The sequence below is a fragment of the Cellulomonas sp. PS-H5 genome (assembly GCF_019265565.1).
Classification (GTDB): Bacteria; Actinomycetota; Actinomycetes; order Actinomycetales; family Cellulomonadaceae; genus Cellulomonas.
The window spans coordinates 1-12,527 of record NZ_JAHVCI010000009.1; the positions used below are offsets into that span (position 1 = coordinate 1).

Sequence of the window (12,527 nt, forward strand, 5' to 3'; positions counted from 1 at the left end):
CCGGCGCGCCGGGGACTCGAGGATCCGCCTCAGCCCCCGGCGCGCCGGCCGCCCTCGTCGCGGGTCCCGCGGTCGCCCGCCCGGCGCCCGGCCGCGGCACCGCCGACGGCCCCGCGGCGCTCCCCGACGGTGCGGCGGGCCGCCGCGCCGCGGCGTGCGCCACCGCGCCCCGGCCGGTCTCCGCCGAGCTTGGCGTCGTACATCACCTGGTCCGCGTCGTGCAGCAGCTTCTCGGTCGTGTGCGCCCGGTCCGCCACCGCGGCCCCGACGCTGGCGCTGACCCGCGCCCACGCCCCGCCGACGGGCACCGACACCTGACCCATGTCCTGCACCGCCGCCACCGCGCGCCGCACCGCGGCGGGCGTCCCCGTGACCAGCACCGCGAACTCGTCACCGCCCAGCCGCGCGACGGCCCCCGACGGCGGCACGAGCTCGCGCAGCCGGTCGGCCACGGCGACCAGCACCCGGTCGCCCACGGCGTGCCCGAAGCTGTCGTTCACCGCCTTGAAGTCGTCCAGGTCGACGTACATGACCGCGACCCCGCGGCGCCCGTCGACCCGCCCGGCCAGCGCCTCGTCCACCAGCCGGTGGAAGTGCGACCGGTTGACCAGACCCGTGAGCGCGTCGTGGTCGACCATGTGGGCCAGGCGCTCCTCGAGCGTCTTCTCCTGGGTCACGTCGACGAGCACGCCGTGCAGCCGCGGGCTGCCGTCGCTGTCCCGGCGCAGGACGGCGTCGTCGCGCACCCACACGTCGTAGCCCTCGCGGTGCCGCAGGCGGTAGGTGATCGACGGCAGCTGCCCGCCCTCGCCGAGGCCCTCGCGCAGCGCCTCCTCGTGGAACCGCATCGCGCGGTCCGACGGGTGGATCGCGCGGGTCCACTCCCCCGGGTCGTCCAGCCACTCCTGGGGCGTGCGGCCGAGCATCCACTCCAGCCGCGGGCTCACGTACTCGAACCGGCCGCCGGGCCCGGGCTCGGCGATGTAGACGACCGCCGGGACGTGCTCGACCAGCAGCCGGTAGTGCAGCTCGGCGGCGGCGAGCTCGTCGGCCAGGCGCTTGCGCTCGGTGATGTCCTGGACCATGCCGATGGCGTAGTCCGGCCGCCCGTCGGCGTCCCGGACCAGCGAGACGGTCAGGTCCACCCAGAGGGTCGTGCCGTCCTTGCGGACGAACCGCTTCTGCATCGCGAAGCCGTCGCCGTCCCCCTCGACCATCGCGCGGAACAGCCGGTCGTTCTCCGCCTGGTCCTCGGGCACGGTGTAGTCCGCGAACGGCATCGTCGCGAACTCCTCGGTCGAGTAGCCGAGCAGCTGCCGCAGGGTGTCGTTCGTGAGCGGGGTGCGGCCGTCGAGCTGCACCAGGCCGATGCCGACCGGCGCCGCCTCGATGAGCGTCTCGAGCTGCCGCAGCCGCTGGGACTGCCGCGCCATCAGCGCGGGCAGGTCCTCGGGGGCCGGCGCCCCGCCCGCCTCCACGCGGCGCCGCCGGCGTGGCAGCCCCGGGACCCGCCCGGCGCCCTCGGCCGCCGACGCGGGCGACCGGGGCGTGAGGCCGTCGAGCGGGAACGAGCCGTCCCGGGTCAGCGCCGCCAGGGCCCCGCGCAGCACCCGGGCGCCCTCGTCGGCCTCCCACTCCTGCTGCCCTGCGCCGTCCACGTCCCGATCCTCGCTGTTGCACGCGCCGCCCCGGCGAGCGCGCCGGGGACCTGCTCGTGTCATCGGCGTCCTCGCAGGTCATCTGAGGCGCCGACCGGGTGGACCGCGATCGCGGGCGGGTGACTTCTCAGACCTCCGAGGAGCCGAGGTCGGGACCGGGGACGAACGTCACCCGCGCCTCCGCGGCGCCGTGCAGCTCGAGGACCACGAGCTCGTTGCCGGCGGCGCGCAGCAGCGGCCCTGGCACGTACAGCGTCGCGGTCGGGCCCGCGCTCCAGTACCGGCCGAGCAGGAAGCCGTTCACCCACACCAGGCCCTTGCCCCAGCCGTCCGTGCGCAGGAAGTGGTCGGCGCCCGCGACGGTGTCGAAGGTGCCGCGCAGGAACGCCGGGCCGGCGACCGGCACCGCGGCGTCGGCGGCGGGCGCGGCGGCCAGCAGGTCGGCCATCGCCGGCTCGACGCCGTCCAGCTGCATCGGCGTCACCGCCCAGTCGGTCAGCTCGCGGGTCGCCGTGCGCGCGGGCCCGATGAGCCCCTTGGGCTCGCCGATCCGCGGGCCGTAGTTGACGCGGCCCTGGTCCTCGACCAGCAGGGTGAGCTCGCCGGCCCGGGCGGGCAGCGCGAGCGTGCGGCTGTGCTCGGTCCGGCTCAGGACGCCGACCGGCTCGCCGTCGAGGGCGACCAGCGCGCGGTCCCGGACCTCGGTGAACGTGAGCGCGCGGTCGTCCGCGGTGACCCGGGTGCGGTAGAGCGTGAACCCGGTCCAGTGGCCGAGCTCGTCGGTGGTCGGCAGGTGGTCCCACGCCGCGGGCTCGCCGAGCACGGGCAGCGCCGCGGCGAACGGGACCCGGCGGTCGAGGTCGACCGCGAGCTCCGGCGCCGGCGCCGGGTCGGCGGGCAGCTCGTCCGGCACGGGCGCGTACCGGGAGATGACGTCGCGCATCGCGTGCCACTTGGCGGTGACCGCGCCGTGCTCCGCGAGCGGAGCGTCGTAGTCGTACGACGTGGTGATCGGCTGGTACGTGTGCTTGTCGTTGGCGCCGCCGGTGAACCCGAAGTTCGTCCCGCCGTGGAACATGTAGAGGTTCACGGACGCGCCCAGCGCCAGCAGGTCGTCCAGGTCCTGCGCGTTCATCTCGGCCGGGGCCACGTGGTGCGGCTCGCCCCACCAGTCGAACCAGCCGTCCCAGAACTCCATGCACATGAGCGGGCCGGTCGGCTGGTGCCGGCGGAGCAGCTCGAGACGCTCCTTGGCGCGGGTGCCGAAGGTGACCGTGCGGTGCAGCTCCGGGACGCTGCCGCGGGCCTGCATCTCGTCGTCGGCCTGGTCGCAGCTCAGCAGCGGGACCTCGATCCCGCGCTCCCGGTTCATCGCGATCAGCGCGCGCAGGTAGTCGTGGTCGTCGCCGTAGGCGCCGTACTCGTTCTCCACCTGGACCGCGATCACGGGACCGCCCCGGGTGACCTGGCGCTCGGCGACGAGCGGGAGCAGCTGGTCGTAGTACTGCGCGATGGCGGCGAGGTAGCGCGGCTCGTGCCGGCGGACGCCGACCTCCGGATCCGCGAGCAGCCACGCGGGCAGACCGCCGTTGTCCCACTCGGCGCAGATGTACGGGCCGGGACGCACGATCGCGTGCATCCCCTCGGCGGCGACCAGGTCGAGGAACCGGCCCAGGTCACGCGGGCCGTCGAGGTCGAACCGCCCGCGCTCGGGGGCGTGGAAGTTCCACGCCACGTAGGTCTCGATGGTGTTGAGCCCCATCAGCCGGGCCTTGCGGATGCGGTCCGCCCACTGCTCGGGGTGCACCCGGAAGTAGTGCAGCGCACCGGAGACCACCTGGTGCGGGCGGCCGTCGAGCAGGAAGTCGGTGTCGCCGATCTCGAACGTGGGCATGCTGGGCGGTGCTCCCGGGGTGTCGTGGGTGGGGCGCGGTGGCCGGGCGGGGCGGTGGCCGGTGCCGGGCCGGCGGCGGGCGTCGTGCGCCGCGCCGCCGGCCCGGCCGAGGGCGTCAGTCGACCGTGAAGCCCTGCTCGTTGCCGTACGCGATCGACTTGTCCTGCCAGTCGAGCAGGCCGTCCTGCAGCGTCGTCCCCGACACGTAGGCCTGGCCGGCCGTGTCGTTGAAGATGCTGTTCGCGTAGACCTGGAACGGCAGGTACTGCCAGCCCTCGGCCACGTCGGCCGCGGACTGCGCGAGGATCTCGTTGGCCTTCTGGCCGCCGAAGTACGGGAACTCCTTGTTGAGGAACTCGTCCGACTCCAGGTCGGCGACGGTGGCCGGGAAGGCGCCCGCGTCGATCCGGGTCTGCACGCCGTCGCCGGCGGTGGCGTACTGCAGGAACTCGTAGGCGAGCTCGGCGTTCTGCGTGCCCGCCGGGATCGACAGGCCGGAGCCGCCGTTCTCGGCCGTCACGGAGTCGCCGGCCTCCCACTGCGGCATGGGCGCGACGCGCCAGTCGCCGGACGCCTGCGCGACGCCGGACTCCAGGTTGGCGGGCATCCACGCGCCGACGACGAGGGTCGCGAGGGTGCCGTTGCCGAGGCCCTGGTACCACTCGTCGGTCCAGCCGCTGATGTCGGAGAGCAGGCCCTCGTCGATCATCTGCTGCCACAGGTCGGTGTACTTCTGCGTGCCCTCGTCCGTGAAGTCGATGGTCACGTCCGTGCCGTCGACGGTGTACGGGTGACCGCCGGCCTGCCAGATCATCGAGGTCGCCGAGCCGGCGTCGCCGGTGTCGGAGGCGATGTAGACGCTCGGGTCGGCGGCGTGCAGGGCGCGCGCGGCCGCGAGGTACTCGTCCCACGTGGTCGGCACGGCGACGCCGAGCCGGTCGAAGACGGCCTTGTTGTAGAACAGCGCCATCGGGCCGGAGTCCATCGGCAGGTTGTAGATGCCGTCGCCCTGGTGCACCGCGTTCCACGGCCCGGGGCTGAAGGTGCCGTCCAGGTCGTCGGCGCCGTACTCGGTGAGGTCGAGCAGCGACTCGCCGATCGCGAACTGCGGCACGGCGTAGTACTCGATCTGCGCGACGTCCGGGACGCCCGAGCCGGCCGCGATCGCGTTCTGCAGCGCGGTGTACTGGTCGTTGCCGGTGCCGGCGTTGACCAGGTCGACCGTCACGTCGGGGTGGTCGGCCTGGAAGTCGGCGACCACGTCCGTCAGCGAGGTCTCCCACGCCCAGATCGTGAGCGTCGTCGAGCCGCCGCCCGAGGCGTCGTCCGAGCCGCCGCCGTCGCCGCCGGAGCTGCAGGCGGCGAGGCCGAGGGAGAGCGCGCCGGCCAGCGCGACGGTGCGCACCAGCGTCCGGCGGGTACCTGCGGTCATGGGGTGTCCTTCCACGTCGTCGTGAGATGGGTGGTGCTGGGTCGTGCGGGAGGGGTCATTCCTTGACGGAGCCGGACGCGAGGCCCGACTGCCAGAACCGCTGCAGCAGCAGGAACGCGGCGATGAGCGGCACGATCGTGAGGACGGAGCCCGTGATCACGAGGTTGAAGATCGCCTGGCCGCCCGAGGTCGCCGCCTGGGCGTTCCACGAGTTCAGGCCGACGGTGAGCGGGTACCAGTCCGGGTCCTTGAGCATGATCAGCGGCAGGAAGTAGTTGTTCCAGGTCGCGACCATCGTGAACAGCAGCACCGTGACGATGCCGGGGCCGAGCAGCGGCAGGCAGATCTGCGCGAAGGTGCGCACCTCGCTGGCGCCGTCGACGCGGGCGGCCTCCAGGAGCTCGGTCGGGATCGCCTCGGCCGCGAACGTCCACATGAGGTAGAGGCCGAACGGCGAGATCAGCGACGGGATGATGACGGCCCACGGGGTGTTGGTCAGGCCCATCTGGCTGAACATCAGGAACGTCGGCACGGCGAGCGCGGTGCCGGGCACCGCGACCGCCCCGATCACGATCGCGAACACGGCGCGCTTGCCGGGGAACGTGAACTTGGCCAGGCCGTAGCCGCCGAGCACCGCCAGCGCGGTGGCGCCGCCGGCGCCGACGACCACGTAGAGCAGCGTGTTGCCGAGCCAGCGGACGAAGATGCCGTCGTTGTAGGTGAGGGTGTCGGCGATGTTCGACAGCAGCGAGAAGTCGCCGGCGAACCACAGGCCGAACGAGCCGAACAGGTCCTCCTGCGCCTTGGTCGCGTTGATGACCAGCCAGGCCAGCGGGACGACGGCGTACAGGCCGACGACGGTGGTGAGCACCGTGAGCAGGACGCTGCGGCGCGGCTTGTCGACGCTGTGGCCGCGGCGGGTGCGGAGCTTCGGGCCGGCCACGGGACGGGCCGGCGTGGGAGCGGTGGTGGTCGTCATCGTCACGCCTCCTTCCGCATGCCGCGGAGCTGGACGGCGTAGGCGACGACCATCGTGACGACGCCCATGATGATCGCGACGGTGGCCGAGTAGTTGTACTGCTGGCCGGAGAAGGACAGCGAGTAGGCGTACATGTTCGGCGTGAAGCTCGTCGTGATCGCGTTGGGCGCGAGCTTCTGCAGGATGCTCGGCTCGTTGAACAGCTGGAACGAGCCGATGATCGAGAAGATCGTGGCGATGACCAGGGCGCCGCGGATCGCGGGGAGCTTGATCGCGCGGATCACCCGCCACTGCCCCGCCCCGTCGATGGCCGCGGCCTCGTAGAGCGAGGCCGGCACCACCCGGAGCGCCGAGTAGAAGATCAGCATGTTGTAGCCCACGAAGCTCCAGGTCACGATGTTGCCGATCGACAGCAGCACCAGGTCGGGCGACAGCGGGTTGGGCAGCGAGACCCCGAACGCGTCGTTGATGTTCCCGACCAGGCCGAACCGGGTGCCGTACATGAAGCCCCACATGAGCGTGGCGACCACCGCGGGCACCGCGTACGGCATGAAGATCGAGATGCGGAAGAAGCTCTTGCCGTAGAGCCGGCCGCTGTCGATCGCGAGCGCCACCAGCAGCGCGATGCCGAGCATGATCGGCACCTGCACCGCGAGGAACAGGGTCACGCGCCCGAGCGCCGACCAGAACGCCGGGTCGGCGAACGCGCGCTGGTAGTTCTCGACGCCGACGAAGGCGTTGCCCCCGACGAGCTGCTTGCGGAACAGGCTGAGGTAGATCGAGTACGCGATGGGCGCGAGGAACACCAGCGCGAACACGGCCATGAACGGGCCGACGAAGCCCCAGCCGGTCCACCGGCCGCGGCGGGCCGGACGGCGTCCGGGCCGGGCCGGGAGGTCCGCCACGACGGGCGGGGGGACGGTCTGCGTCACGACGAGCCACTCCTTCGGGGTCGTTGCGCCTCCGATGTTGACGTCAACATCCGGTGCGCCCGCTCACGGTGCCACGGGGTCGCCGCGCGCGTCAACGGAAGCGGCGCCCTCGGAGGTCACGAAATGGTGACGTCACCATTTCGTCGATGGTGACGTGAACACGCGCTAGGGTCTGCGACATGACCGTCGCCGCGCGCGGCCGCCCGGGCCCGTCGATCGCCGACGTCGCGCAGCTCGCCGGCGTCTCCTCGCAGACCGTCTCGCGCGTGTCGACCGGCGCGGAGAACGTCCGGCCGGAGACCCGCGAGCGGGTGCTCGCGGCGATGGACGAGCTCGGCTACTCCCCCAACCACGCGGCGCGCGCGCTGCGGTACGGCTCGTTCGGCACCCTCGGCCTGATCGCGCACCGCCTCGCCCGCACCGGCGAGTCCCGGACGGTCGAGGCCGTCGTCGAGGCCGCGCGGGCCGAGGGGTACACCGTCAGCCTGGTCGACGTGCGCACCCCCGGGTCGGCCGACGTCACCGACGCCGTGGCCCGGCTGTCGCACCAGTCGATCGACGGCCTGGTCATCATCCGGGCCGAGACCGCCACCCCGGTCACGCTCGCGCTGCCGCCGCGGATGCCGGTCGCGGTGTCCGACTCGCGGTTCGTCGGGCACCACCCGGCGGTCGGCGCGGACCAGGTCACCGGGACGCACCTCGCCGTGCAGCACCTGCTCGACCTCGGGCACCGCACGGTGCACCACGTGGCGGGGCCGGAGGACTCGGCCCCCGCGCAGATGCGCGCCGCCGCGTGGCGCGAGCACCTGGTCGGCTCCGGGCGCCCCGTCCCGGAGGTGCTCGTCGGCGACTGGACGGCACGGTCCGGCTACGAGCTGGGGCGGCGGCTGGCCGACGACCCCGACGCCACCGCCGTGTTCTGCGCCAACGACGAGATGGCCGCCGGCGTCGTCCGCGCGCTCTACGAGCGCGGGCGCCGGGTCCCGGACGACCTGTCCGTCGTCGGGTTCGACGACATCCCGCTCGCCGAGTTCCTCTGGCCGCCGCTCACCACCGTGCAGCAGGACTTCCACCAGATCGGCAGCCGCCTCATCGACCTGCTGGTCCGGCAGATCCGGGACCGCGAGACGCTGACCGACTCGCGGATCGTGGTGCCCACCCGGCTCGTGGTGCGGGCGAGCACCGGCGCGCCGCGGGCCTGAGCCGCGCGTCCCCCCGCGCCGCCGGGTCCGCCCCCGCGGGCCGTCAGGCCGACGCCGTCGCGCGCTCCGGCCGCGGCGGGCGGGACTCCGGCACCGCCTCCGCGCTGCGCGTGACCAGCACCGGGCACTCGGCGCGCTGCACCACCGGGCGGCTGGTCGACCCGAGCACCAGGCTGGCGAACCCGCCGCGCCCGCGCGTGCCCACCACCAGCAGGCTCGCGTGCCGCGAGCGCCGCACCAGCGCCTGCGCCGGCCGCCCCTCGGCCAGGTCGAACGCCACCTCGACGTCCCGCCGGGACGCCGCCCACGACCGGCCGCGCTCCAGCACGCGCTCTGCCTCCTCGAGCGCCACCTCGCCGGGCGAGCGCTGGGGGTAGGTGAACGCCCAGTACGCCGGGCTGGTCGTCTCGACCGCCGTGGTCCACGCCGTCACGACGCTCACGCCGGTGCCGAGGTGGGCCGCCTGGTCGCACCCGGCCTCGAGCGCGCGGAACGAGCCCGGGGACCCGTCGAAGCCGACCAGCACCGGGTCGCGGCCCGCGCCGGCGTGCGCGGACGCGGGCACCACCACCACCGGGCACCGCGCCCGGTGCAGCACGCCCGTCGCGGCCGACCCGATCAGGGCGTTCACCACGCCCGCGCCGCGCCGGCCGACCACGACCAGCCGGGCGTCGGCGGCCCGCTCGACCAGCACCCGCGCGGGCGGCCCGTGCCGCACCTCGGGCCGGGCGTCCACGCCGGGGGCCGCCTCGAGGGCGATCCGCGCGCCCTCCTCGGCGATCTGCCGCACCTGCTCCTGGACCTCGCGACCGAGCCACGACTCGCCGGCCCCGCCGCCCTCGCGGCCCGCGAAGCCCCAGACGTGCACCACGTCGAGCTCCCAGCCGCGGCTCGCCGCCTGCGCCGCGGCCCACCGGACCGCCGCGGCCGACTCGACCGACGTGTCGTAGCCGACGACCACCCTGTCGTCCATCTCCCGCACCTCCGTCCAGCTGACGCCGGATCCGTCCACCATGCGCCTCGACGCCCCGGACACGCCAGGCCCTTGGTCCCTCGGGCGGGGCCGCCCGGGCGCGCGCGCAGGTCAGCGGCCGGTCGTCGAGAAGTGCTGGTAGTCGATCGGCGACGACCAGTCCCCGCCCCACCGCCAGCCGTGCGCCGCGAACGCCCGCACCACCGCGTCGTCCGCGTGCACCACGCCCGGGGCGTCGGGCCGCGACGCGTACGGGACGCCCTCCGGCGGGAGCACCAGCGACCCGCGCACGTACGGGTTCTCGACCGGGTTCAGGTCGATCGCCCGGCCGTAGGCGTGCTCGGACCAGCCGGTGCCCCGGCTGATCGGCCGGCAGTTGAACGCCGAGGTGTTGTCCGCCGCCATCGAGGCGTCGTCGTCGCCGCCGAAGTCGTCGACCAGCCGCATCGAGCGGACCGGGTAGCCCAGGGCGAACAGCTCGCCGAACACCGCCACCACGCTGTCCGCGACGTCCGCGTGCACGACGAGCTCCCCCGTCGCCGTCGCGCCGTCGAACCCGCGGTAGGTGACCGTGACGTACCGCAGGTCGGCCAGCGGCACCGGGCAGCCCGCACGCCAGGAGGGCTGCATCCGGGCCGCCAGCTCGGGCGTGATGGGGCCGACGGTACCCGCGTACCCGAGGGCGTAGGCGTCGGCCGCCACCGCGCCGTGGTCGGCCCACGCGGCGTCGGGGGCGAGGACCGCGGCGGGCGCGGGGTCGGCGGCGGGCGCGGGCTCGGGCTGGGCGGCCTGCGCGGCGGACTCCCCCGCCGGGCTCCGCCCCGGGGACGGCGCCGGGTCCCCGCCCGGCGTGCACGCGGCGGCGGCCAGCAGCAGCACGGCCGCGAGCCCCGCCGGACGTCCCCGCCTCACGACGTCAGCTCCACGTCCACGACCACCGCGAAGTGGTCCGAGGGGTACCGCCCGCCCACGGGCGCGGTCCCCGCGAGCCGGGCCCCGTCCGCGCGCAGCGTCCCGCCGGGGCGGCCGGGCCGGGCGAGCACGTGGTCGATCCGCTGGTCGATCAGCTCGACCACCTCCAGCGGCGCCTCCGGCACGACCGAGCTCAGGGTCGCCGCGGCCGGGTCGCCGCCCCCGAGCGGCCACAGGTCCGCGAGCTGCCGGGTCAGCGCCGCCATCTGCGGGCCGTCCGGCCGCGCGTTGAGGTCGCCGAGCACCAGCACCGGCAGGTCGCCGTCCAGCTCGGCGTCCGCCGCGAGGTCCGCGAGCGCCCAGGCCTGCGCCATCCGGTCCTCGGCGTACCGCGGCTCCCACTCGAGCGTCGCCACCAGGACGTGCAGCGGCCCCGCGGGGTGGTCGAGCGTGGCGTGCAGGACGTGCGCCGGCGGCCCGGGGCGCTGGGTCGCGGGCAGCGGCACGTTCCGGGTCGCGAGCGGGGGCCACCGCGCGACCAGGGCGATGCCCATCTCGACGCCGGCCAGGTCGGGCTCGGGGGCGTCCGGGACCGGCGGCAGCCCCGTCGGCACGAACACCGCGGCGGGCAGGCCGAGGCGCTCGGCGACCAGGTCGGCCTGCGTGCCGTCGGCGTCCCGCCAGGTCTCCACCAGCGCGAGCACGTCGGGGCGGGCGTCCGCGAGCACGCCGAGGACGGCGGGCTCCCGCTCCCGCCACGCGCCCCCGAAGCGCCACCACACGTTCCACGTCATGGCCCGCACGCCGCCAGCGTAGGGACCGGCGCGCCGACGCGCGCGCCCACCTGCGGGACTGGCCTCCCGGGTGCCGGCGTGCCTACCGTGGGGCCTCCCCCGATCCCCGGACGAGAGGCACCCGCGTGCGCCGACCCGCCCTGCTGCTCGGCACCGGCGCCGTCGTCCTCGTCCTCGTGCTGCTCGTGGTGGTGCTGCTGGTCCGGGACGACGACCGCGCCGACGACTCCCCCGCCCCGACCGCGCCCGCGAGCACCCCGCCGGCCGAGGCCATGACCACCGTGCTGTCCAGCAGCTTCGACGAGGGCGACGAGGGCTGGGCCCCGCTGGGCGACGGCGTGCAGGTCGCCGCCGCCCAGGACGTCACGCACGACGGCGCGGGCAGCCTGCTGGTCACCGGCCGGTCGGAGGCCTGGCACGGCGCGGCGGTCGACCTGTCGGGGTCGGTGGCCCGCGGCCAGGTGCACACCGTCTCGGCCTGGGTCCGGCTCGGCGACGGCGCGCCGGACGCGGACGTGCAGCTCACCCTCGAGCGCGACCCGGGGAGCGAGGACCCCCTCTACCTGCACGTCGCGCGGGCCGCCGCCTCCGCCGGCGACTGGGTCGAGGTGTCCGGCACCGCCCAGGTCCCCGAGGGCGACGGCGAGTGGCGGCTGTACGTCGAGACCACCGAGTCGACCGCCGACCTGCGGCTGGACGACGTCACCGTGCAGCGCCCGACCCCGGAGGTGCAGACCGACGTGACCGCCCTGAAGGACGCGACACAGGTGCCGCTGGGCGTCGCGGTCGGGCCGCAGGACCTCACCGGCCGCCCCGCCGAGCTGCTGCTCCGGCACTTCGACCAGCTCACCCCCGAGAACGCCATGAAGCCGGTCACGGTGCAGCCGACGGAGGGCGAGTTCGACTTCGGGCCCATGGACGAGGTGCTGGACTTCGCCGCCGCCCACGGGCTGACGGTGCACGGCCACACGCTGGTCTGGCACCGGTCGACGCCGGACTGGTTCTTCGAGGCCCCGGACGGCCGCGCGCTCACCGGCAGCGCCGAGGACCGCGCGCTGCTGCTCGACCGGCTGCGCACGCACACGCGCGCCGTCGCCGACCACCTGGCCGAGCGGTACGGCGACGCGAGCCCCGTCACGTCCTGGGACGTCGTCAACGAGGCGCTCGACCCGCAGCAGCCGGACGGACTGCGGCACAGCCGGTGGTACGAGGTGCTCGGCCCGGACTACGTGGCCGAGGCGTTCCGGATCGCCCGCGAGGAGCTGGGCCCGGACGTCGCGCTGTACCTCAACGACTACGACACGGATGCCCCCGACCGCCGCCGCGGCCTGGTGCGGCTCGTGATGGACCTGCAGGCCGCGGGCGCGCCGGTCGACGGCGTCGGGCACCAGATGCACGTCGACCTGGACACCGACGTCGACCGGGTCGCCACGACCCTCGACGCTGTCGCGGCGCTCGGAGTGCGGCAGGCCGTGACCGAGCTGGACGTCGCGATCTCGGGGCGCGACGAGCAGCTGGACCGGACGCCGCCGGACCGGCTGGAGGCCCAGCGGGGGCAGGTGCGCGACCTGGCCGCGGCCTTCGCGCAGCGCGACCTGGCGTTCGTCGGCGTCTGGGGGCTGTACGACACCCGGTCGTGGCTGCGGGCCTGGCCCGAGGAGCGGCCGTACGAGGCGCCGCTGCTGTTCGACGACGACCTCCAGGCGAAGCCCGCCTACGAGGGGTTCCTGGAGGGGCTGGGCGCGGGCTGA

Annotated in this window: 10 protein-coding genes; 2 read left to right on the forward strand and 8 right to left on the reverse strand. The window is 74.9% G+C overall.

Annotation, left to right across the window (positions count from 1 at the left end):
* Positions 1-29 precede the first annotated feature (29 nt).
* The 5 genes from J5O08_RS05670 to J5O08_RS05690 form a co-directional block, all read right to left on the reverse strand.
* Complete coding sequence (locus tag J5O08_RS05670; protein WP_218705917.1) at positions 30-1,658, reverse strand: diguanylate cyclase domain-containing protein; 1,629 nt, start codon at positions 1,656-1,658, stop codon at positions 30-32.
* 127 nt (positions 1,659-1,785) lie between these two features.
* Positions 1,786-3,552: a beta-galactosidase family protein gene (locus J5O08_RS05675; RefSeq protein WP_218705919.1), complete on the reverse strand. Its 1,767-nt coding sequence runs from the start codon at positions 3,550-3,552 to the stop codon at positions 1,786-1,788.
* 115 nt (positions 3,553-3,667) lie between these two features.
* Positions 3,668-4,984, reverse strand: coding sequence for a sugar ABC transporter substrate-binding protein (locus J5O08_RS05680; RefSeq protein WP_218705921.1), 1,317 nt, complete (start codon positions 4,982-4,984; stop codon positions 3,668-3,670).
* 55 nt (positions 4,985-5,039) lie between these two features.
* A complete protein-coding gene (locus J5O08_RS05685; protein ID WP_218705923.1) occupies positions 5,040-5,963 on the reverse strand; it encodes a carbohydrate ABC transporter permease in 924 nt (307 codons plus the stop codon).
* A 2-nt stretch (positions 5,964-5,965) separates the two neighbouring features.
* Positions 5,966-6,895 carry a carbohydrate ABC transporter permease gene (locus tag J5O08_RS05690; RefSeq protein ID WP_371300479.1) on the reverse strand — a complete coding sequence of 310 codons (930 nt, stop codon included), beginning with the start codon at positions 6,893-6,895 and terminating at the stop codon, positions 5,966-5,968.
* A gap of 179 nt (positions 6,896-7,074) precedes the next feature.
* Here J5O08_RS05690 and J5O08_RS05695 point away from each other — a divergent pair, with 179 nt between their 5' ends.
* Entirely contained in the window at positions 7,075-8,097 is a 1,023-nt protein-coding gene (locus tag J5O08_RS05695; RefSeq protein WP_217615616.1) for a LacI family DNA-binding transcriptional regulator, read from the forward strand.
* 43 nt (positions 8,098-8,140) lie between these two features.
* Here the strand turns inward: J5O08_RS05695 and J5O08_RS05700 are convergent, their stop codons facing one another.
* From J5O08_RS05700 to J5O08_RS05710, 3 genes are all read right to left on the reverse strand, one after another.
* Positions 8,141-9,070 (reverse strand): universal stress protein, encoded by a 930-nt coding sequence (locus J5O08_RS05700; RefSeq protein ID WP_218705925.1) that lies wholly within the window; start codon positions 9,068-9,070, stop codon positions 8,141-8,143.
* 111 nt (positions 9,071-9,181) lie between these two features.
* A complete protein-coding gene (locus J5O08_RS21555) occupies positions 9,182-9,982 on the reverse strand; it encodes a M15 family metallopeptidase (protein ID WP_218705926.1) in 801 nt (266 codons plus the stop codon).
* Positions 9,979-10,776 (reverse strand): endonuclease/exonuclease/phosphatase family protein, encoded by a 798-nt coding sequence (locus J5O08_RS05710; protein ID WP_255589375.1) that lies wholly within the window; start codon positions 10,774-10,776, stop codon positions 9,979-9,981. The genes J5O08_RS21555 and J5O08_RS05710 overlap by 4 nt, the downstream gene beginning before the upstream one ends.
* Before the next feature lie 125 nt (positions 10,777-10,901).
* On the opposite strand from J5O08_RS05710, the gene J5O08_RS05715 reads away from it, so the two are divergent.
* Positions 10,902-12,527: an endo-1,4-beta-xylanase gene (locus tag J5O08_RS05715; protein ID WP_218705928.1), complete on the forward strand. Its 1,626-nt coding sequence runs from the start codon at positions 10,902-10,904 to the stop codon at positions 12,525-12,527.